The following is a 22245-nucleotide window of genomic DNA, read 5'->3' as shown; positions in this document are numbered from 1 at the left end:
TCTTATTAAGCGCACAAATTTACGGGAAATAAATGAATAAATTGAAAGAAAAGGAAGAAATTTACTGTCAAAAGAACACTCCGAAAGAAAAACTCAGCACATTGTCCCTGCGGTGAAAACGGATTTCGTTTTTCGTGTTTTCGTCAGCAGCGTTGTTGTCGGCCGGAATATCGTATGTCACGCTCTTGGAGATGTTGTGCAGCCCCATGTCGTAACGGAAGTCGAAAAAGACGCGTGAGATGGTGACGGATACGCCGACGGTGAAACTGAGATTGAGCGGACGCAGCCTTTCACGGATATTCACCTGGTCGAAATTCTCGAAGTCGATGTCACTTTTCCTGTCCCATATATAGCGCACTTTGGGTCCTCCAAAGACGGCAAGGCTGTACGGCCCCTCCTTGATGAAGTTGTATCCGTAGATGACGGGGATGTCTATACTGTGGATGGACGATGTAATGGAGGCTTCCTCTAGCCGGGCTCCTGATGCGGCGTCTTCGGGCAGAGGTTTCTCGAAGGTGATGTTGCACCGGTTGATGTTGTAGGATATTTCCGGTTGCAGGAAGTGGCGGTCGAAGTTTATCCGCATGAAAAGGGAACCGAAATATCCTATTTTGTAATTGTTCTGCACTTCGTCAATGGGCACTCCGTTGACGCTGAACTGGGATACAAGGAACAAGGAAGAGGTGAAACCGCCTTTGAAACCGAAATTGACCGGAGTTTCCTTGCGGTGCCCGGAATGCTCTTCGTCGGTAGTACCGGGCACAACCGGAGTCTGTCCCCACATCATGGCGGGGAAGGCCAACAGATATAAACCCATCAAGATTCGTCGCAGTTCCATCTCTTAAAATAAAACCTTTATCGCATTATTACTTCTTTTTCTCCACCGTCCATCCGAACTTGCCTATCTTTTCTCCCAGCTCATAATATCCGCCGTGCACATAGACCAAGGGATTCGTTTCCGCCAGTTCCAGTTTGCCGGTTTCAGGGTTCAGATTACGGGTATCGGCACGTACATTTACCACATCCGCTATAAACATGTCGTGCGAACCGAGAGCCATAATCTCCTTTACCCGGCATTCTATGCAAAGCGGTGATTCCTCGATGAGAGGCGCGCTGACTACGGTGCTTTTCCCCGGTGTCAGATGCATTTCCTCGAATTTGTTGTAGTCCTTTCCGGAGCGTACGCCACACCAGTCCGTGGCCCGTGCCATATCTTTCGTGGTGAGGTTGATGACGAATTCCATATTCCGCTTGATGATGTCGTAGGAGTGGCGTTCGGGGCGTACGGAGATGTAGCACATGGGCGGGTTCGTACAAATCGTCCCCGTCCATGCGATAGTCAGAATGTTATATTCCTCCGGAGTGCTTCCGCAGCTCACCAGTACGGCGGGCAGCGGATAAATCATTGTTCCGGGTTTCCAGTCTTCTTTCATAGAATCTCAATATCTTCTCTGGTCTGCTCCTTTTCGCAGTAGTGGCATTTGATGACGCAATTGTCCTTATCCACGACATGAAACAACGTAGGCATAGGCTCATTGTTCGTGATGCACTTCGGGTTGGCGCATTTCACGATTCCGCGCAGCTCTTCGGGCAGGCGGACTTCGCGTTTCTCCACCACTTCGTAGTCGCGGATAATGTTCAGTTTTACATTGGGAGCCACCACGGCGATACGGTTTATCTCTTCGTCGCAGAAGAACTTGTCGGCAATCTTGATGATACCTTTCGTGCCCAGCTTCTTGCTCTTGAGGTTGAAGCCGATAGTGATATTGTTGCTCATGTGTTCCAGTCCGAGCAGGGAGACTACGGTAAACAGTCTCTCGGAGGGTATATGGTCTATTACAGTGCCGTTTTCCAGAGCAGCAACCTGCAATTCTTGTTTCTTTTCGCTTAACATCTTAAAATATTTGTTATTAGACGATTCTACTGAATTACTCCTTTACTCTTTTTCACCTCATCCAGCGTGATGCCCAGTACATCGCACAGAATAGCTTCACGGGCATACAGTCCGTTTTGTGCCTGCTGGAAATAGTATGCCTTGGGATTGTCGTCCACATCATAGGCTATTTCGTTGACACGGGGCAACGGATGCAGGATGCGCAGGTTGGGACGGGTATGTTCCAGCATCTTGTTGCGCAGGATGTAGACATTCTTCACCCGCTCGTACTCCATAAGGTCGGTGAAGCGCTCGCGCTGCACACGGGTCATGTAGAGGATGTCGGCATCAGCAATGATTTCTTCCGTAAAGTCCGTATGTTCCACGTACTTGATGTTGTGCTCGCGGCAGTAAATTTTGTATTCTTCGGGCATCCGCAACTCGTCGGGAGCGATGAAGTGGAAAGTGGGGTTGAAGTGGCGCATGGCCATCAGCAGGGAGTGGACGGTACGGCCATACTTCAAGTCGCCGACCAGGAAGATATTCAGATTCTCCAGCGTGCCTTGCGTCTTGTAGATGGAGTAGAGGTCGAGCATGGTTTGTGAGGGATGCTGGTTGGCACCGTCTCCGGCATTCACAATAGGCACGGTGGTGACTTCACTGGCATAGCGTGCGGCCCCTTCGAGGTGGTGGCGCATCACGATGATGTCGGCATAGTTGCTCACCATCTTGATGGTGTCTTTCAGCGTCTCGCCCTTGGATGAGCTGGTGGCTTTGGGGTCACTGAACCCGATGACACGTGCTCCAAGCCGGTTGGCGGCAGTCTCGAAACTGAGGCGTGTACGGGTGGAAGGCTCGAAAAATAAGGTGGCAACTACTTTCCCGTCCAATATATGCCGGTTGGGATGGGCTTCAAACTCTTTCGCCATCTCGAGCATATAGAGGATTTTTTCCCGGCTATGCTCGGCAATGGTGACTAAACTTCTGTTTTCCATATCGTTGAATTCATTTATACTTTTCGAGAGTGTAAAGTTACGGAAAATATGCGGGCTACGGAAATATGCGGGGAAGTTTTTTGCGAAATATGGGCTGTTTTTTTAACCGTGTGGCTTGTTGTCCGGAATGCCACACTTCATCATCCGGAATGCCACACTTCGACAAAGTAAATGCCGCATTTCGCGAATGTTCAAGTGTGGCATTTGCCTTAGTCAAGTGCGGCGTTTGCCTTGTCGAAGTGTGGCATTCCGGACAGTGAAGTGTGGTATCTCTTTACGCCGTCGCCGTCGTTCTTTTTAACGACAACGTCGTTTTTTTCTCTTCTCTTATTATCTTATCTCCTCTTACGCGCGCGAGGGCAAGTTTTTATTGTTCCAATCTGTATTATAGTTCATTACGATGTATTTTTCCTTTCCGATTTTTTCTTCAAGTTTTCTAATTGTTTTGCAATCGTTTTGCATTTCACTGAGAGTTTCCATTAAAATAAACGGGCGTTTTTTTGTGGATGCCGGAAATCTTATCCTGAAAAAGATATAAAAAGCATAGGCACATCCAATATATTTCCGTACCTTTGCCCTATTATTGAACTTTGATTTTAGCAACTGAAACATGATAAGGAAAGTCGTCAAAATCCTATGGATTTTCATCGCACTGATTTCGCTGGTGTGTGTCTTTATATTCTTTTCCATAGCCAAGGGCTGGATAGGCTATATGCCTCCGGTGGAAGACCTGGAAAATCCGAATTACAAATTTGCCACAGAAGTCTTTTCCGAGGACGGAAAAGTATTGGGTACTTATTCCTATAGTAAGGAAAACCGCGTGTTTGTGGGATACAATGATTTGTCGCCCAATATCATTAACGCCTTGATAGCTACGGAAGATGTACGTTTTGCCGAACATTCGGGCATTGACGCCTACGCCCTGACGCGTGCCGTAGTGAAGCGCGGTATCCTGATGCAGAAGAATGCCGGCGGTGGCAGTACCATCACCCAGCAGCTTTCCAAACAGCTTTATTCTCCCAGTGCAGACAATGTGATGGAACGTCTGTTCCAGAAGCCTATCGAATGGGTGATTGCCGTAAAGCTGGAACGTTACTATACAAAAGAGGAAATCCTCACCATGTATCTCAACAAGTTCGATTTCCTGAACAATGCGGTAGGCATCAAGACTGCTGCCTTTACCTACTTCGGTTGCGAACCGAAAGATTTGAAGATTGAGGAAGCGGCTACGTTGGTGGGCATGTGCAAGAATCCGTCTCTCTATAATCCGGTGCGCTACAATGAACGTTCCCGCGGACGGCGCAATGTGGTGCTCGACCAGATGCGGAAAGCGGGATATATTACGGAAGCCGAGCGCGACTCCCTCCAGGCGTTGCCTCTGAAACTGAAGTACAACCGTGTGGACCACAAGGAAGGGCTGGCCACTTATTTCCGCGAATACCTGCGCGGCGTGCTCACCGCCAAGAAGCCCGACAAGGCCAACTACCGCGGTTGGCAGATGCAGAAATACTACGAGGATTCACTCGACTGGGAGAACAACCCGCTCTTTGGATGGTGCGAAAAGAACACCAAGAAAGACGGTACCAAATACAACCTCTACACCGACGGGCTGAAAATCTATACCACGCTCGACTCGCGTATGCAGCAGTATGCCGAGGATGCCGTGACAGAGCATCTGAAGGAACTGCAAGGTTACTTCTTCAAGGAAAAGAAAGGAGCCAAGAAAGCTCCCTACACCTTCCGTCTGACCCAGGAGCAGGTGGACGAGATTCTGGGACGTGCCATGAGATTGTCCGATCGCTACCGCCTCATGAAGAAAGCCGGAGCCACCGAAGCTGAAATAAAGAAAGCCTTCGACACCCCGGAGGAGATGTCCGTATTCAGTTGGGAAGGGGAGAAAGACACCATTATGACCCCGATGGATTCCATCCGTTACTACAAGTTCTTCCTTCGTGCCGGTTTCATGTCCATGGACCCGCGCAGCGGACATGTCAAGGCATACGTAGGCGGACCGAACTACCATTACTTCCAGTACGATATGGCCATGGTGGGACGCCGCCAGGTAGGTTCTACCATCAAGCCTTTCCTTTATACATTGGCTATGGAGAACGGTTTTTCTCCCTGCGACGAAGTGCGCCACGTGGAATACACGCTGATTGATGAAAACGGAAAACCGTGGACGCCGCGTAATGCCAACAAAAAGCTGATTGGTGACATGGTGACTGTGAAGTGGGGGCTGGCAAACTCGGACAACTGGATTACGGCCTATCTCATGAGCAAGCTGAATCCCTATAATCTGAAACGTCTTATACATACTTTCGGTGTCCGCAACCGTGATATAGTACCTTCCGTTTCACTCTGTCTGGGCCCGTGCGAGATTTCCGTCGGCGAGATGGTAAGTGCCTATACCGCATTCCCCAACAAGGGTATCCGGGTAGCTCCGCTGTTCGTGACCCGCATCGAGGACAATGATGGAAACGTGCTGGCAACCTTTGCTCCCGAAATGCAGGAAGTCATCAGTGTATCCAGCGCTTACAAGATGCTGGTCATGCTGCGTGCCGTTGTCAACGAAGGTACCGGAGGCCGTGTGCGCCGTCTAGGTGTGAAAGCCGACATGGGCGGCAAGACCGGAACGACGAACTACAATGCCGACGGCTGGTTTATGGGCTTCACGCCTTCGCTCGTGTCCGGTTGCTGGGTGGGCGGTGAGGACCGTGACATCCATTTCGATACGATGCTTCACGGACAAGGTGCTTCCATGGCATTGCCTATCTGGACCAAATACATGGTGAAAGTGCTCGGTGACAAATCTCTGGGATATGATGAAAATGAAACATTCCAGTTGCCCGAAGGCTATGACCCGTGCAAGGATGATGTGAATCTGGAAGGAGACACCCATATAGAAGAACCGATAGAGGGACTCGACGAACTGTTTAATTAGTTGAAAGGTGAAAATTGAAAGTGGAAAGGTAAACTTTCAATTTTCACCTTTTCCCCTTTCACCTTAAAAAAATGGATTATACGATTAGTATTGGGAGCAACGAACAGCGGAGGGAGAACATGGAACTGGCTCGCAGACGCTTGACGGAACTTTTTTCGGGAATACGTTTCTCGGAAGAGGAGGAGACGGCACCTTTGTTCTTTCACCGTCCGAATCTGTTCTCCAATCAGGTGGCATGCTTTGCTTCCGATAATCCGGCAGAGGAAGTCACCGCCTGCCTGAAAGCCATCGAACGGGAAGCCGGAAGGAAGCCCGAGGAGAAGGAGCAGGAAATTGTACGGCTGGATATAGACTTGTTGTCTTGTGACGGGACTGTCTATAAGCCAAAAGATTTGAAACGTGATTATATCCTGCGAGGATTGAAACAACTGTTATAATTAATTATAAGGAGATGTGTCGATAGTATATGAACACTTTCGGACACACCCTCATTTTAAAAAACGAAGATTGAAAATGAAATTTTTAGGAATCATACCTGCCCGTTACGCATCTACGCGTTTTCCAGCCAAACCATTGGCGGTGTTGGGCGGAAAAACCGTGATACAGCGAGTATACGAGCAAGTGGCAGGAATCTTGGACGATGCATACGTGGCTACGGACGATGAGCGTATTGAAGTCGCAGTAAAAGCATTCGGAGGAAAGGTGATAATGACTTCCACCGAACATAAAAGCGGCACCGACCGCTGTCAGGAAGCTTGTACAAAAATAGGAGGACAGTTTGATGTCGTGGTGAATATCCAGGGGGATGAGCCTTTCATCCAGCCTTCGCAGTTACAAGCCGTCAAAGCATGTTTCGACGATCCGGCCACCCAGATAGCCACTCTGGTGAAACCCTTTACGGTAGATAATGGTTTCGAGGCACTGGAAAATGTGAACTCTCCGAAGGTTGTGCTCAACAAAAACAGGAATGCCCTCTATTTTAGCCGTTCCATCATTCCCTACCAGCGCAATGCGGCGAAGGAAGACTGGCTGGAGAATCATACATATTATAAGCATATCGGCCTTTATGCCTATCGCGTAGAGGTACTGAAAGAGATAACCGCCCTTCCGCAGTCATCCCTCGAGATTGCCGAATCATTGGAACAGCTTCGTTGGCTGGAAAACGGATATACCATCAAGGTAGGTGTCACGGATGTGGAAACTATCGGCATAGATACTCCTCAGGATTTGGAACGGGCAGAAGAATTTCTTAAAAGCCACGGGTTGTAAACTAGAAAGCCCATGCTGAACCGAAGTGACCAACCCCGGATTCTTGAACCGGAACAACTGGCAGTGCAAAGACCGGAACGTATCAAGTTGCCTAATGGCGTACCATTGAGCGTGCTCAATGCCGGTGACAATGAAGTGACACGTATCGATCTCCTCATGGCAGGCGGCCGATGGCAACAGAAACAGCCCTTGCAGGCGTTGTTTACGAACCGCATGCTTCGCGAGGGCACCCGACGCTACGATGCCGCCCGGATAGCGGAAAAGCTGGACTATTATGGAGCCTGGCTGGAATTGTCCAGTGCATCCGAGTATGCCTATGTCACCCTTTATTCTCTGAATAAATACCTTCCCCAAACGCTTGATGTATTGGAATCTATCGTCAAAGAGCCGGTATTTCCCGAGAAAGAGCTGGGAGTGATTGTAGACAATAATATCCAGCAGTTTCTTGTCAACTCTTCCAAGGTGGACTTTCTGGCGCACCGCGGATTGGTGAAGGCTCTGTACGGCGGGCAGCATCCCGGCGGACGTCTGGTGCAGGAAGAGGATTATCGGCGTATCACCCCTGCTGTGCTACGCGAGTTTTATGACCGTTACTATCATTCCAATAATTGCAGCATCTATCTCTCGGGTAAGGTAACCGGTGATTGCATCCACAGGATAGAGTCCTTGTTTGGCTGCGAGGCTTTCGGTACGGATTTCCGCAAACCGGAGAAGACAGAATTCCATCCGGTTACCACCTCCGGAAAACGTATCTTCATCGAACGTCCGGACGCCCTGCAAAGTGCCGTCCGTATGGGCATGCTTTCCCTGGACCGTAATCATCCGGACTACTTGAAGGCCCGCGTACTGGTCACACTGTTCGGGGGTTATTTTGGCAGTCGCCTGATGTCCAATATCCGGGAAGATAAAGGATACACATACGGTATCTCCGCAGCCATCATGCCCTATCCGGGGCAGGGAGTGTTGGCGGTCAGTGCCGAAGCCGCCAACGAATTTGTGGAGCCTCTTATCGGTGAGGTTTATCATGAAATAGACCGCCTTCAGAACGAGCTGGCTTCCGATGGAGAGCTTTCCATGGTGAAGAACTATATGTTGGGAGACATGTGCCGTAGTTATGAATCTGCATTCTCGTTGGCAGATGCCTGGATTTTTGTGCAGGTATCGGGCTTGCAGGATACCTACTTTGCCGAAGCACTGGATGCTGTCAAGGAGGTTACTCCACAAGAAATCCGTGAACTTGCAGGGCGGCATTTATGCAAAGAGAAATTAAAAGAAATAGTGTGCGGCAAAAAAATGTCATAAAAAGCGGGAGTTATCGCATCATTTTACCGGATAAATCCTACCTTTGTCAATTATCAACTATCAATTATCAATTAATGAAATATCTATATACTGCACTCATTCTGGCTTTCTTATGCCAAGGTGGAGCCACTGCCCAGGAAAAAAAAAGCGGCTTTTTCGATAAAGTGAAAAGTACATTCTCTTCGGAGATAAAGATAGGTACCTATACGTTCAAAGATAACGGGGCCGTCTATACCGGTGAAATAAAAGGCCGCAAGCCCAATGGAAAGGGGAAGACCGTTTTCAAGAACGGCGACGTCTACGAGGGTGAGTATGTGAAGGGCAAGCGTGAAGGCTACGGTACATATATGTTTCCCGACGGTGAAAAGTATGAGGGGCAATGGTTTCAAGACCAGCAGCATGGCAGGGGTATCTACTATTTTATGAATAACAACCGTTATGACGGCATGTGGTTTCAGGATTACCAGCACGGTAAAGGAACCATGTACTATTACAATGGTGATATTTATGAGGGCGACTGGGTGAATGATAAACGCGAAGGCCAAGGAACGTATACCTGGAAGAACGGTTCCAAGTATGTAGGCTCGTGGAAGAATGACAAGAAAGACGGCAAAGGAACACTGACCTGGAATGACGGTTCCAAATATGACGGGGAGTGGAAAAATGATGTCCGGGACGGTAAAGGAACTTTTGAATATGCCAACGGCGACAAATATGTAGGTGACTGGAAGGACGACATGCAGCATGGCAAAGGTATTTACTTTTTCCATACCGGCGACCGTTACGAAGGTTCTTATGTTCAAGGTGAACGTACCGGAGAGGGCATTTATTACCATGCCAGCGGCAACAAGTATGTGGGCAGCTTCAAGGATGGAAAGCAGGAAGGCCACGGCACATTTACGTGGGCAAGCGGCGCCGTTTACGAAGGTAATTGGAAAGATAACCAACGTGACGGATACGGTACTTACAAATGGAATGTAGGTGACTCTTACGAAGGTGAATGGAAAGACAATAAGTTCAACGGCCAAGGTACCCTGATTCAGACCGATGGAACCAAATATAAAGGCGGTTTTGTGAACGGTATGGAAGAAGGTAGCGGTATCCAGGAGGACAAGAACGGAAACCGTTATGAAGGCTTCTTCAAACAAGGCAAGAAACACGGTCCGTTTGTAGAAACAGACAAGAACGGAAAGGTGATACGAAAAGGAACCTACAAGATGGGAAGGCTGGAGAATTAGAATTAAAAATTAGAAATTAAAAATTAAAGGCTGCGCAATGTTCACTTCAGAACCGCGCAGCCTTTAATTTTTAATTTCTAACCGCTCCGCGGTTAGATAATGTATTGTGAACTGATTGATTCATTGTTCATCACCCGCTTGATGGTTTCGGCGAACATATCGGCAATGCTCAACTGTTTAACCTTGTCACATTTTTTAGAGTAGGGGATACTATCAGTAAATACCATTTCCGTTAGTGCGGATTCTTGTACACGGAAAGAAGCAGGGTCGGACATTACGCAGTGGCTGGCAATGGCACGGACAGATTTGGCTCCTGCTTCCAGCATGATGTTGGCAGCCTTGGTAATGGTTCCTGCTGTATCTACAATATCGTCTACCAATACTACATTCTTGTCTTTTACATCACCGATGATTTGCATGGTGGCAACCACGTTTGCTTTTTCGCGTGTCTTGTTGCACAATACCAGGGGTACACCGAGGTATTTGGAGAATGTGCTGGCGCGTTTTGAACCGCCGACATCCGGGGTGGCGATTACCAAGTCTTCCAGTTTCAAGGATTCAATATAGGGGAGGAATACTGCTGATGCATACAAATGATCCACCGGAATATTGAAGAAACCTTGAATCTGGTCTGCATGAAGGTCCATCGTAATCAGACGGTCGATACCTGCAACAGAGAGCAGGTCGGCCACCAGCTTGGCGCCGATGGAAACACGGGGTTTGTCTTTTCTGTCCTGACGTGCCCAACCGAAGTAAGGGATAACGGCTACAACGCTTTTTGCCGATGCTCTTTTAGCAGCATCAACCATCAGCAGAAGTTCCATCAAGTTGTCAGAATTAGGGAAGGTTGATTGAACCAGGAATACATGCGAGCCACGGATAGATTCCTCATAAGAGACTGCAAACTCACCATCTGCAAAATGGGTGATGTTCATCTTTCCCAGAGGGCAATCAAGGCTAGCGCAGATTTTCTCTGCAAGGTATCTCGAATTTGTTCCGGAGAATACCATAAAGGGTGCTTTTTCGCTCATTTGTGTAATAGATGTTACCTATTTGTTAATTTGCATGCAAAGGTAGGAATTTCCCGTTACATAAAACAAGAGTTATTGTATAAAAATTATTTTTCTTTCCCGGATTTATTCGTAGCTTTGCTTTATGAAACGACTTTCTTTTATATGGTTTGCGGGGTTGTTGTGCCTTTGTACAACAATGGTTTCGTGTGTGGGAACGGCACCCATGAAGGAAGTACGCCTTATCGACTCTCTAAACCAGGTGGCTTATGCTTTTCGTTATAAAAACCTGGATTCATCCTGCCATGCGGCATCAAGGGCCTACCGTGAAGTCAGCCTCTATAAACAAGGAAAAGCGGAAGCATCCAATAATCTGGGCTTTTGTGCTTTTATGCGCATGGATTTTGAGCAGGCCGAAAAGTTTCATATGGATGTCTATAATCTGACCAAGAATGAACTGGAACTCCTTATTGCCGACATCGGTTTGATGAAGATTTATCAGCGGACGGCGTTGAACAAGGAGTTCTACGATTATCGCAATAGTGCCTTGCACCGTATGAAAAGAATAGCGGAGGATGACAATCTGTTTGTGGACCAACACGAGCAAATGCGTTTGAATTATGCCCGTTCGGAATTTTATATTGTATCTGCTGTGTATTATTATTATTTGCAACAGCGTCCGGAAGCTGTAGCCTCTATTAATGAAGTTACTAAAAAACAAGAGTTGCTGGCAGATACCAATCAGCTGTTGTATTATCACTACATCAAAGGTTCTGCTGCCTTATGCGAGGGTGAGACACCGGATGAGCGAAGACTGAGAGAATTTGATGAGCTCTATACCGCATGGCAGTTGGCTTCGCGCAAGGGCTATCTTTACTTTGAGGGCAATGGAGTGCAGGGACTTGCCAACTTGATGGCTTCACCGGATAATTACGCATTTTTTCAAGACCGCCGCTCCCATGCCTTGACACGTTTTGGAGTACCGGTAGATTCGCTGCTTCCCATGCGTCTGGGGCAGTTGGCATTGCAAAAATTCAGCCAATACAAGGATTTGTATCAGATAGCAGGTGCATATGTATCTATCGGCAAATACCTGAATGCCCACAGTCACTATACAGAAGCTCTTGACACGCTAAAACTTGCTCTGGAATGTGTAAATGACCATCACCGCCTTTTCTATGACTGCCACGATAGTTTGGACTGGCTGAAAGCATTTGACCGTCGAGATACGATTTGTGCGGAGAAGGCATGGATGGAGCAGAAACTGAAAACCGTGCCCGAGTGGATTTCACGTATTCGTGAACAGTTGAGCGTTTCGTATGCAGGACTCGGGATGAAAGAAAAATCAGACTATAACCGCAATATTTACCTGGATATCCTTGAAGATACACGCCAGGATAAAGAGCTGGAAAGCCGCTATCAAGCATTGGAAAAGGAGGCGGGGCAGCTCAACGTCGTGTTGTCACTGGTCATTGTGGGCTTCGTGCTTGTATCCCTCTTTTTCTGGTTTTTCAACAAGCGTTCCAAAGACCGGAACAGAGTGCATCTCCGCCGTCTGCAGCTGATGCTGGATATCTGTCAGAAGATAACGGCATCCATTCCGGCAGATGCACAGACTGAGGAGGAAATCATCGACTCTATCCGGACGGCTGTCTGCCCGGAATTGGAAAAGCTGTTTGGAGTGAAGGACATCCGCATAGACAACGGGCAATTAGTGTTCCCGCGTCGGATGAGCAAGGATGAGCAGGCGATGGTACGGGTGATAACCCCCTATATCCAATGGGCAATCGACAACGGCATGACGTCCATCTCCCTTGGGGATGAGCGCCGCAGACTGGAAAAGCAACGCTACATTTACGAGCAGCACATCGCGGGGAACAAACGGCAAAATCTGATAAAGAAAGCATGTATGGCTATTGTCAACGGGATTCATCCGTACATAGACCGTATCATCAACGAAGTGCAGAAACTGACTCAAAAAGGATTCATCAAAGAGGAACGGATAAAGGAGGAGAAATACCAGTATATCGACGAGTTGGTTACTACCATCAACGAATACAATGATATTCTTGCCCTTTGGATAAAGATGAAGCAAGGAAGCCTTAGCCTGAACATAGAGACGTTCGAATTGAATGAACTTTTCGAGCTGCTCAGGAAAGGAAGCCGTACATTCGAGATGAAGAGACAGTCGTTGGAGGTGCAGCCTACGGATATCCGGGTGAAGGCAGACAAAGCCCTTACATTGTTTATGATAAATACACTGGCAGAGAATGCCCGTAAATATACCCCTCAGGGCGGTATGGTGAAAGTATATGCACGGCAGGAGGAGGATTACGTGGAAATCTCGGTAGAGGATAATGGTTGTGGATTGTCACCGGAAGATGTAGCTCGCATCGTGGGAGAAAAAGTATATGACTCAAAAGCCATCGGTATGAGTGACGCTCCCGACAAGGAGGAATTGAGGAAGAACAAAGGAAGTGGCTTTGGACTGATGAACTGTAAGGGCATCATTGAAAAATATCGCAAGACGAATGATTTGTTCAAGGTCTGTCTGTTCAATGTGGAGAGCGGGCTGGGAAAAGGCAGCCGTTTTTATTTCCGTCTGCCTGCCGGTATCCGTAAGTCTGTGTCGGTGTTGCTCGTCGTGTTGTTTTTGTGCATGTCATCCTGCCGGCATGCTGTGGAACAGACTGCTTCCGGAGAGGTGTTGCCGGATTCTTTGGCACTGCTTGCACAGAATGAATACGAAGCTTTGCTGGACGAAGCCTCCGATTATGCCAATGAAGCTTATTACTGCAATGTGGACGGAGAATACGAACTGGCTTTACAATACATAGATTCGGCAATGTATTGCCTGAACGAACATTACAAGCAATACGCCCATCCTATACATCGCTATATGACGCTGACCGGAGACGGGACGCCTGCGGAACTGGATTGGTGGAACCAGATGTTCAATTCGGATTTCCATGTAATTCTGGATATCAGGAATGAAGCGGCAGTCTCATTTCTTGCATTGAAGCAATGGGATGACTATAGTTATAATAATGCTGCCTACACCACCTTGTACAAACTGTTGGGAGAAGACCAATCCTTGGAAGAATATTGCCGGCAGCTGGAGCGTTCCACCAACAACAAGATGGTGGGCATTTTGCTGGCGGTGATTTTGCTGTTCGTATTGCTGTTGGGATATTACATACTCTACTTCCGTAAACGTCTGGTGAACCGCTGGAATCTGGAGCAAGTACTGGAAATTAATGGAAAGGTGTTCAATGCCTCCTTGTTGCCGGTTTCGGATACGGAGGAAATGTTGCAGCGTGAGGAGGATACATTGAAGGAAATCCCGCGGCAGATTGTAGGTTCCGCTTTTGATGCAGTGAACGAACTTTTGAGTATCGACCGGTTAAGCATAGCTGTATACAACGAGACTACACATAAGCTGGAATACACTTCCAATCCAGTGGAAGATACCGCCGTGGACGAGTTGCCTATCTGGAGGAAATATATGGAGAATTGCTTTGAGCAGCAAGAGTACATATCGGAAAAGGGTATACAAACATTGCCGCTTGTTGTGGATGCGGGAAATATGTGTCGTTGCATAGGTGTGCTGTGTCTGGAACGCAGGGAAGGTACGGAGCAGGAGACCGACCATTTGCTTTTGGAACTGATAGCCCGTTATGTCTCCATTGTAATCTTCAATGCAGTGGTTAAGTTGGCTACGAAATACCGGGACATCGAAGTGGCTCAAGATGAAGCCCGGCGAGCTTCCTGGGAAGACAGTTTGCTGCATGTACAGAACATGGTGCTGGATAATTGTCTCTCGACCATCAAGCATGAAACGATTTATTATCCGAACAAGATAAAGCAGCTGATAGGGAAACTGCGGTCCGGCAAACAGACAGAAGCGGAGGAGCGGGAAACGGTGGTTGCCATCAGCGAATTGATAGAGTATTACAAAGGTATCTTTACGACACTCAGTTCATGCGCTTCCCGCCAGTTGGAAGAGGTGACTTTCAGGCGTGCGACAATATCTGTGCCGGAACTTATGGCTACTGCCGGGAAATATTTCCGCAAAGTGTATAAGGGAAACAAGGCGCATATTGATTTTAAGATACAACTGTTGGAAGGACGGATTACCGGTGACTGGAACCAGTTGCGTTTCCTGCTTGAAAACCTGATAGACGAGGCTTGCTCCGTAACTCTGGATGGAGCTGTCTGTCTGTCGGCCCGGGAAGATGGGGAATTTATACGTTTTCTGTTTACAGATATGCGCAGGGAAAAGACCCGTGAAGAATTGAACCAATTGTTCTATCCCGACTTGTCCCGCATGACGGCCGGTGAGAAAGGAGAACTGTATGGTACGGAATATCTGGTGTGCAAGCAGATTATCCGCGACCATGACGAGTTTGCCGGACGCCGGGGATGCCGTATCAATGCCGAACCGGGAAAGGAAGGAGGTTTTACAATATATTTTACGCTACCGAAAAAATGAAATATGGAAGACAAAAAATTTAAAGTAATCATCGTTGAAGATGTCAAGTTGGAGCTGAAAGGGACGGAAGAGATTTTCCGCCATGAAATTCCCAATGCGGAGGTAATAGGTACTGCTATGACTGAGCAGGAGTTCTGGACATTGATTGAAGCCGGCGTGCCGGATCTTGTTCTGCTGGACTTGGGACTGGGAGGTTCGACCACAATCGGGGTGGACATCTGCCGGAATATCTTCAAGCGTTATCCGGGAGTACATGTGCTGATATTCACGGGAGAAATATTGAATGAGAAGTTATGGGTGGACGTACTTGAAGCCGGTGCCGACGGCATTATCCTGAAAACCGGAGAGTTGCTGACCAAAACCGATGTGCAGGCAGTGATGGACGGCAAGAAGCTGGTCTTTAACTATCCGATACTGGAGAAGATAGTGGAACGCTTCAAGAAATCTGTCCTAAATGATGCAAAACGTCAGGAAGCAATCATAAGCTATGATATTGATGAGTATGACGAGCGTTTCCTCCGTCATTTGGCACTGGGCTATACCAAAGAAATGATTGCCAATCTTAGGGGAATGCCTTTTGGAGTCAAGTCGCTGGAGAAACGGCAGAATGACTTGGTCGGCCGTCTTTTCCCGCCTAGTGAACGGGTGGGGGTGAATGCCACTCGTCTGGTGGTGCGTGCATTGGAACTTCGAATCCTGAATATAGACAATCTGGAAGCCGACGATGAGTAAACTCCGAATGCCACATCCCGCTACGATGTTCTTCCTGCTGACGCTGGCAGTCATCCTCCTTTCATGGATATTCGATGTCTATGGCCTGAGCGTGCTGCAACCGCAGACTGGAGAAGTAATACGGGTGCAGAGCCTGCTGAGTCCGGAGGGCATACGCTGGCTGCTGCGCCATGTCATAACCAATTTTACGGGATTCGCTCCGTTAGGGCTGGTGATTGTGGCTATGTTCGGAATAGGGGTGGCACAGCATTCGGGTTTCATCGATGCATGTATTCGCAGGGGGGTACGACGTCCACGTGATCCTTGGCGCATTATTCTGCTGGTTATTGTCTTAGGACTGTTGTCCAATATAGTGGGAGATGCAGGATATATCATTCTGTTGCCGATAGCTGCAACTTTGTTCCAGTCCGTCGGTCTGCACCCCATTGGAGGTATAATTACAGCTTATGTTTCAGTCTCTTGTGGCTATAGCGCTAATGTGTTTTTGAGTACATTAGACCCCATGATTGCCTCTGTAACGCAAGAAGCGGCTGATAGGATGAATATTGCTCCGGGGCAGACTGGACCGCTGTGCAATTATTATTTTCTCTTTGTTTCCACGTTCCTGCTTGCATTCATCATTAATCATATTACCCGCAGGAGCTTGTTGCCGCACTTGGGAATGTATGCAGGGGATATTCATTTTAATGGCTACAAACAACTGTCCCGCAAGGAACGGAGAGCTATGTTGGGAGCTGTATTTGCAGGCTTGCTGTATATTGCCATTATTCTGTGGGCTACATTCTCTTCATGGGGGATATTGCGGAGTGTCAATGGTGGGTTGATTCGTTCTCCGTTTATAGTTGGTATTCTGTTTTTGCTTTCGTTTGGAATAGGTTTGATGGGGATGGTCTATGGTTTTGCCTCCGGCCGATACCGTACGGACGGTGATGTGATAGAAGGACTTACGCAGCCGATGAAACTGCTGGGCGTTTATTTTGTGATAGCTTTCTTTGCCTCACAGATGTTTGCTTGTTTTGAATATTCCCACTTGGACAAGTGCATTGCCATTTTAGGCGCTAATCTGCTGTCCTCCGCCTCTTTGAGTAGTTTATGGATATTGATTCTCTTCATTCTTTTTACGGCACTGGTCAATCTCTTTATGGTATCTGCCACAGCTAAATGGGCTTTTATGTCTTTCATTTTTGTTCCGGTATTGGCAAGTATGGGCATTTCGCCGGATATGACCCAATGTGCGTTCCGTATAGGTGACAGTGCAACAAATGCCATAACACCTTTTATGTTCTACATGCCACTTGTCTTGACCTATATGCAGCAATATGATAGGCAATCCACTTATGGTTCACTACTGAAGTATACTTGGAGATATTCTTTAGTCATTCTATTGGCATGGACTGCCTTATTTGTACTTTGGTACATCAGCGGTTTGCCATTAGGACTGTAATGTCATAACCAATGAACAGCCCGCTTTCGATAACCCCGGTAATGGCTTTCAGTTTCTGTTCCAAATCAGGAACAATGTTGCTGAGATGAATGTCAAGAATGAAATTACCGCTTTCGGTAAATACCGGACCGTCTTTTCCTTCTGCAAGACGTAGGCTGATTTTTGAAGCTCCCAATAAGCGTATCTCGTTTTCCACATGGGAGAGAGCATGTGGAAACACTTCCACCGGTATGGGGTATTTGCTCCCCAGTTTGCTGACAAGCTTGCTCTCATCGACAATGATGTAAGTCTTACCACTGCTTTTAATGAGAAGTTTCTCCTTAAACATGGCTCCACCACGTCCTTTGATGAGGTTATTATGCGGATCCACTTCGTCTGCACCGTCGAATGTCCAATCCGGACGCTTATTCCACAGAGTAGTTTGCGGCAGGCCAAGCTGTATACATGTCATCGAAATTTCGGCAGATGCCGGAATGATTTCTATATGCAAAGATTCTTGTTTAACTCGTTGAGCTAATGCAAACAAAGTGAGATAAACGGTAGAGCCGGAGCCTGCTCCTATGACATCACCGTCTTTGGCCAGTCCGGCAATCTCCTGGGCTACCAATTCCTTACTCGCCTTATTGCTGATTTTATTTGACCATTGCAATTCTTGTATCAACTGATTTTCCCATTCCATCTCTTTAAAATTTAGTTGTTATTACTCTTTCATTCTTTTTCGGGTCAATGTTACTTTTCCTACTTGAATATTCCTCCATATTTTTACTTTTTATAATTAGTAACATTGATAATTTGCAAAATGTTTTAATACATCTGTATATAAATACCGTGTATCTTATTTGTAAAGGTAACTAATCATTACTTTTTATGTAGCAAATGAGCCTTTTATACATAGGTAACGAAAAAAGGTGATACAAAAATTTGCAATATTCGTAAAAAAGCGTACCTTTGCACCGCAATTAAGGCTGGTTCCGTAGCTCAGCTGGATAGAGCAACGCCCTTCTAAGGCGTGGGTCTTGCGTTCGAATCGCAACGGAATCACAACGATAAGGCAAGTAGTCGATAAAAAGGCTGCTTGCCTTTCGTCGTTTAGCTGGGTATCAACGATTTACTACCTTGCCAATTTCGACAGAATTTGTGCAAAAAGTAGGTAACATAGCAGAAACACAGCTTTCCGTAGTTCCACTTTTCCGGTGGGTAGAAATAATTTAGAAAACAAAAATGAGTACGGTAAGAGTCATCCAGAACAAGCAGAGATTGACCAAAGAGGGCAATGCTCCGCTATATATAACCTTTTATCTCGGTAAGGAAAAGTTAATGCTTCCTTGCAAAGTGTCTGTGCCTGCTGCTAAATTTGACGAGAAAAGCGGACTTCTCAAAGGAAACAGTAAGGAAGCAAAGGATATAAATCTTATTGTGAGTAACCTGAAAGCACGTGTCAACGATATATTGGTGAAGTTCCGGCTGAGGAACCAGGCTTTGACAAAAGATATTTTCATGCGGGAGTATAACAATCCAAGTGATTATAAGACTTTCCATGACTTCGTGAAGGAGCATATGAAAACCTACAGCCGGCGAATAGAGATGGGAACGTTCAAGCATCATCTGAGCTGTATGAAAAAGTTCAAGGCATATAATGAACTGTTACAGTTCCAGGACCTTACTCCGGATTATCTGACTGACTACCTGATTTACATGAAAAAGGAGCTTGGAAATACGGAGATAACCGCACAACGTAATATGTCCACCATCAAGATATATGTCACCGCAGCCTACAGAAAGGGCTATATAGAAGAAAATCCTTTCCAGGAATTCCATATCAAAAGAATAAAAAGCGATGTGGACTATCTGACAGAGGAGGAGCTGATGCAGTTTGTGCAATTATACTATCAAAGAACATTGCCGGAAAAGCTTCAGCTGACCTTGGCCTTCTTCCTTTTCATGTGTTTCACGAGCATGCACATTACGGATGCACGTATGTTCTGTATCGAGCAGGTAAACAATGATGTGCTGACTTACTACCGTGTGAAGAACCGGAACTGTAAACCGGAACCGATAAAGATTCCGATGCCGGTACCTGCGGAAAAACTTCTGGAAGAATGGGCAGAGGGTAGGGAAGAAGGACGTCTGTTCAGGAACGTTCAATGTGACCAGGTCGTTAACCGACAGTTGAAGGCCATTGCCAAGGAACTGGGGATTAACAAAAAAATATCGGCCAAGACAGGAAGACATACGTTTGCAACTATTTATCTCCGGAAAACAAAAGACTTATCCAGCCTGCAAAAATTGCTTGGACATAGCAATATCCGGGAAACGATGATTTATGCGCACGTCATGGATGAGAGCAAGCGGGAAGGCATGCAATGTTTCAATAGCTTCACCCTATAATAGGGGCCAAAAGCCGTACAATCGTGCGGATGATTCATAATGTTTTATTTATCAAATAAATGCGGCTGCACCGATTTGTACAAGTTCGTACAAAATGAGGTGCAGCCGCACGAATTTATGCTCTCTCGTACATCACCCAGTAGGGTTGTCCTGCCAAATATTCTACATGGTACCCGGCATCAGCCAGTTGTTTGGCCAGCGCCATCGGAGCGACATCGACAATGTTCGACAGCTCATATACCAGTTCAGCGGTGGTCTTGTAACATTTCTGTGAAGTGGTACCGATGGGTGAATAGTTCTGGCCGATGAAGTTTGCTATGGCTTTCTGCCGCTCGGCTTGTTGCTTCTCTAATTCGTCTTGTTTGTCCGGTTCTTCGTCGTTTTGATAAGAACGGAATCCTATAGGCTTTTTCATTGGGCACCTCCTTTCTGATTAGGAATAAGGCCTAAAAATTCGGTACGGGCATTATGTAATGTTGCTAAAATATCCAAAAATGTTTTTGAATTGTCATAGAAATAACCACTGTATTCAAGGAGAAAGCCGATACTGTCATCCAACAATTCTGCAAGAGATGCCGCTCGATTATTTTGCAATTTCAATAAGCAATTAGATATGGAATCGTCAAGTACAATTCCATTAACGGTAGTATTATCCATTCTCACCTCCTTTCTGTTCCAGCATATTCGCCTTCTCACTAAATTGAAAAATGGAACGTACCTTGCAAATATCGAGAAAGAATACCGTGTCCGGGCATCCGCCACTTATGACATGGGCCTCGATACGTATGGTACAATCACGTCCCAAAGGGGTAGCAGTACATTTCATGCGCTTCAAGTTCGGGTGTTCAGCATTAATGCGGTTGACCGTATCGCCTATTTCATGCTTGAGTGCATCCAGGGAAAGTTCATCCTTGATAAGAACGTTTTTATACTTCTCTACATAATCAATAACCTTTTTCCATGCCCGGTTCTTGGGGGAATAGGTCTGCAGATGGTAAACAAAGAACATCATGCTTTGCCTCCTTTCTCATTAAAGGTGATGTTGACTGTCCCACCATTGACATAGATGGAAATGGATTTGTCGCTACGTGCTGCACGGATACGTTTACGTCCTGCGCACAGTTCAACACCCAGCTGGGCAAACAGTTCTTGAACCTTCTCTGCGGATACATAGCGTCCGCGAGCGCTTTGAGATTGTTTTGTCATAATGAAGAGCATTTAAAATAAAACAATATGTTATTAAAGACGGGAAAGGGAACTTTCTCCAAAAAACTGGAAAACTTATAAACAAAGAAAGTTCCGCTTTCCCGTTGCTCTTCACCTTGACAAGGCAGTGGGTGCATTAACACTCCACACGGGGGTCGGAACTATAGAATACCATTGGGCATAAAAAATGCCAACGGCAAAAGTTGGCGAACAGTCTCGCCTTGTCAAAATGAAGAGCACTGCAAAGATGCAGGTTTATTTTGAAATGGCAAAAGAAAAACGGAGATTTTTTTGTTTGCTGTATAATCGAAAACTTTTTATTAATACTTCTACAATCATTTGCTTTAATGAAGTAGATAATGAAGATACTCCAGCTTGTGAATAGAGTAAGTTTTAGATTGTTATTACCTTGTTGAAATTTATGGAACTTTTTTCTGGAACAATACAATTATCAGAGAATATCATATACTCTTGCCCTTTTCCAACTGTAGCCGCACTATAATTTAGAGAATATTCGTACATTCGGAATTTTAAATAAAGGTCAAGAATAAAATCTTCTTTATCATAAGTTACCACCCACTTTATATTTTCTAATCCTGCGATTGCATTATAAATATCTCTATGGTCTTGGTCATCATAATAATTCATATAGAGACCCTTACCTTTTTTGTAGTAAGGTGGATCAAAGTAAAACAAGGAATTATTTGGTAGATTACTCTGTAGATTATGAATTAACTCTACTGCATCTAAATTATGCAATTCAATTTTGTCTTTATATAAAGCTATTAATTTAATACGTTTTTTCAAATCATCAGAATTATAACGAGCATCAATTAAATAATTCCCAGTTTGATTAAGCCCACCGATAACTCCCCCTTTTATAATACCGGAACGATTTGTCCTATTTAAAAAGAAAGTCGAAAATCCTAAAGATAATAGTTCGGCATTAGTTTTGTTTTTTTGAATTTCTCTTTGTTCATACCAAGTATCAATCGTGATAGGAGTATTTTCTATTAGCTGGCAGAATTCATCTGTATAATTTAAAATAGAATACCAAAAAGCAAATAATGAGCGATCTTTATCATTTATAATAATTTGATTGGCAACCCCGTTAATTAACAAAGAAAGAGCTATGGAACCTCCGCCAACATAGGGTTCTATATAGGTTCCCCCTATTAAATTATTTGCAACAAATAATTCAGAAAAGAAAGAAGATATCTTTCCTTTTCCTCCAGGGTATCTAAGTGGCGAGTAACGCATCATATAATTATTCTGATTCTATTTGAGACCACAAAGTTAAATAAAATCTCTGGAATAACCTCGAAAAATGGGAGAAATGACGCTAAACGACTTAA

At 45.9% G+C, this 22245-nt stretch carries 20 protein-coding genes and 1 tRNA gene; 10 read left to right on the top strand and 11 right to left on the bottom strand.

Features of this window, described 5'->3' with window-relative positions; all coding sequences use genetic code 11:
• Positions 1 to 67: 67 nt before the first annotated feature.
• From DWX62_RS05070 to pyrB, 4 genes are read right to left on the bottom strand one after another with little or no spacing between them, the layout of a single operon-like run.
• Complete coding sequence (locus tag DWX62_RS05070) at positions 68 to 838, bottom strand: porin family protein (protein WP_120172624.1); 771 nt, start codon at positions 836 to 838, stop codon at positions 68 to 70.
• Positions 839 to 866: 28 nt separating this feature from the next.
• Positions 867 to 1433, bottom strand: a complete 567-nt coding sequence (locus DWX62_RS05065; RefSeq protein ID WP_117599593.1) for a flavin reductase family protein — start codon at positions 1431 to 1433, stop codon at positions 867 to 869.
• Positions 1430 to 1894, bottom strand: a complete 465-nt coding sequence (gene pyrI / locus DWX62_RS05060) for an aspartate carbamoyltransferase regulatory subunit (protein ID WP_118274910.1) — start codon at positions 1892 to 1894, stop codon at positions 1430 to 1432. Before pyrI ends, DWX62_RS05065 begins: the two co-directional genes overlap by 4 nt.
• 26 nt (positions 1895 to 1920) lie before the next feature.
• On the bottom strand, positions 1921 to 2868 hold the full coding sequence (gene pyrB / locus DWX62_RS05055; protein WP_005829081.1) for an aspartate carbamoyltransferase: 948 nt from the start codon (positions 2866 to 2868) through the stop codon (positions 1921 to 1923).
• A gap of 610 nt (positions 2869 to 3478) precedes the next feature.
• On the opposite strand from pyrB, the gene DWX62_RS05050 reads away from it, so the two are divergent.
• The 5 genes from DWX62_RS05050 to DWX62_RS05030 all read left to right on the top strand — a co-directional run bounded on the left by DWX62_RS05050 (position 3479) and on the right by DWX62_RS05030 (position 9618).
• On the top strand, positions 3479 to 5809 hold the full coding sequence (locus tag DWX62_RS05050) for a transglycosylase domain-containing protein (protein WP_044467769.1): 2331 nt from the start codon (positions 3479 to 3481) through the stop codon (positions 5807 to 5809).
• Positions 5810 to 5880: 71 nt separating this feature from the next.
• On the top strand, positions 5881 to 6246 hold the full coding sequence (locus DWX62_RS05045; RefSeq protein WP_120172623.1) for a 2-amino-4-hydroxy-6-hydroxymethyldihydropteridine diphosphokinase: 366 nt from the start codon (positions 5881 to 5883) through the stop codon (positions 6244 to 6246).
• A 76-nt stretch (positions 6247 to 6322) separates the two neighbouring features.
• On the top strand, positions 6323 to 7078 hold the full coding sequence (kdsB, locus tag DWX62_RS05040; protein ID WP_120172622.1) for a 3-deoxy-manno-octulosonate cytidylyltransferase: 756 nt from the start codon (positions 6323 to 6325) through the stop codon (positions 7076 to 7078).
• A 12-nt stretch (positions 7079 to 7090) separates the two neighbouring features.
• Positions 7091 to 8380, top strand: coding sequence for a pitrilysin family protein (locus DWX62_RS05035; protein ID WP_118274914.1), 1290 nt, complete (start codon positions 7091 to 7093; stop codon positions 8378 to 8380).
• A gap of 74 nt (positions 8381 to 8454) precedes the next feature.
• The gene (locus tag DWX62_RS05030) at positions 8455 to 9618 is read left to right on the top strand and encodes a phosphatidylinositol-4-phosphate 5-kinase (RefSeq protein WP_005829069.1); all 1164 of its coding nucleotides are present in this window, start codon (positions 8455 to 8457) and stop codon (positions 9616 to 9618) included.
• Positions 9619 to 9710: 92 nt separating this feature from the next.
• Here the strand turns inward: DWX62_RS05030 and DWX62_RS05025 are convergent, their stop codons facing one another.
• Positions 9711 to 10649: a ribose-phosphate pyrophosphokinase gene (locus DWX62_RS05025; protein WP_005829068.1), complete on the bottom strand. Its 939-nt coding sequence runs from the start codon at positions 10647 to 10649 to the stop codon at positions 9711 to 9713.
• A 124-nt stretch (positions 10650 to 10773) separates the two neighbouring features.
• Here DWX62_RS05025 and DWX62_RS05020 point away from each other — a divergent pair, with 124 nt between their 5' ends.
• Genes DWX62_RS05020 through DWX62_RS05010 form a run of 3 tightly spaced genes read left to right on the top strand, consistent with a single transcriptional unit; the run spans position 10774 to position 17296 of the window.
• Positions 10774 to 15120: a DUF5113 domain-containing protein gene (locus DWX62_RS05020; RefSeq protein WP_008663579.1), complete on the top strand. Its 4347-nt coding sequence runs from the start codon at positions 10774 to 10776 to the stop codon at positions 15118 to 15120.
• A gap of 3 nt (positions 15121 to 15123) precedes the next feature.
• The gene (locus DWX62_RS05015; protein WP_005829066.1) at positions 15124 to 15852 is read left to right on the top strand and encodes a DUF5932 domain-containing protein; all 729 of its coding nucleotides are present in this window, start codon (positions 15124 to 15126) and stop codon (positions 15850 to 15852) included.
• Positions 15845 to 17296 carry an AbgT family transporter gene (locus DWX62_RS05010; RefSeq protein WP_005829063.1) on the top strand — a complete coding sequence of 484 codons (1452 nt, stop codon included), beginning with the start codon at positions 15845 to 15847 and terminating at the stop codon, positions 17294 to 17296. The genes DWX62_RS05015 and DWX62_RS05010 overlap by 8 nt, the downstream gene beginning before the upstream one ends.
• Here DWX62_RS05010 and rpiA read toward each other — a convergent pair.
• On the bottom strand, positions 17271 to 17975 hold the full coding sequence (gene rpiA, locus DWX62_RS05005; protein ID WP_005829061.1) for a ribose 5-phosphate isomerase A: 705 nt from the start codon (positions 17973 to 17975) through the stop codon (positions 17271 to 17273). The two genes, DWX62_RS05010 and rpiA, sit on opposite strands and share 26 nt — an antisense overlap.
• A 288-nt stretch (positions 17976 to 18263) precedes the next feature.
• Here rpiA and DWX62_RS05000 point away from each other — a divergent pair.
• Both DWX62_RS05000 and DWX62_RS04995 read left to right on the top strand, forming a co-directional pair.
• Positions 18264 to 18337, top strand: a tRNA-Arg gene (locus tag DWX62_RS05000).
• A gap of 180 nt (positions 18338 to 18517) precedes the next feature.
• Positions 18518 to 19684 carry a site-specific integrase gene (locus DWX62_RS04995; RefSeq protein WP_005829057.1) on the top strand — a complete coding sequence of 389 codons (1167 nt, stop codon included), beginning with the start codon at positions 18518 to 18520 and terminating at the stop codon, positions 19682 to 19684.
• A 115-nt stretch (positions 19685 to 19799) separates the two neighbouring features.
• On the opposite strand, the gene DWX62_RS04990 is transcribed toward DWX62_RS04995, so the two are convergent.
• From DWX62_RS04990 to DWX62_RS04965, 5 genes are all read right to left on the bottom strand, one after another.
• Positions 19800 to 20099, bottom strand: a complete 300-nt coding sequence (locus DWX62_RS04990) for a hypothetical protein (RefSeq protein ID WP_005829055.1) — start codon at positions 20097 to 20099, stop codon at positions 19800 to 19802.
• Complete coding sequence (locus tag DWX62_RS04985) at positions 20096 to 20341, bottom strand: hypothetical protein (RefSeq protein WP_005829052.1); 246 nt, start codon at positions 20339 to 20341, stop codon at positions 20096 to 20098. Before DWX62_RS04985 ends, DWX62_RS04990 begins: the two co-directional genes overlap by 4 nt.
• A complete protein-coding gene (locus tag DWX62_RS04980) occupies positions 20334 to 20696 on the bottom strand; it encodes a hypothetical protein (RefSeq protein WP_005829050.1) in 363 nt (120 codons plus the stop codon). Before DWX62_RS04980 ends, DWX62_RS04985 begins: the two co-directional genes overlap by 8 nt.
• Entirely contained in the window at positions 20693 to 20890 is a 198-nt protein-coding gene (locus DWX62_RS04975; RefSeq protein ID WP_227239044.1) for a hypothetical protein, read from the bottom strand. The genes DWX62_RS04980 and DWX62_RS04975 overlap by 4 nt, the downstream gene beginning before the upstream one ends.
• A 393-nt stretch (positions 20891 to 21283) precedes the next feature.
• Positions 21284 to 22153: a DNA adenine methylase gene (locus DWX62_RS04965; protein WP_005829044.1), complete on the bottom strand. Its 870-nt coding sequence runs from the start codon at positions 22151 to 22153 to the stop codon at positions 21284 to 21286.
• Positions 22154 to 22245 lie beyond the last annotated feature (92 nt).

Origin of the sequence: Bacteroides sp. AF20-13LB (genome assembly GCF_003603065.1) — a bacterium.
GTDB lineage: Bacteria > Bacteroidota > Bacteroidia > Bacteroidales > Bacteroidaceae > Bacteroides > Bacteroides uniformis.
Note: the sequence above shows the minus strand (reverse complement) of the source record. Positions and strands in the feature narration are given on the sequence as shown.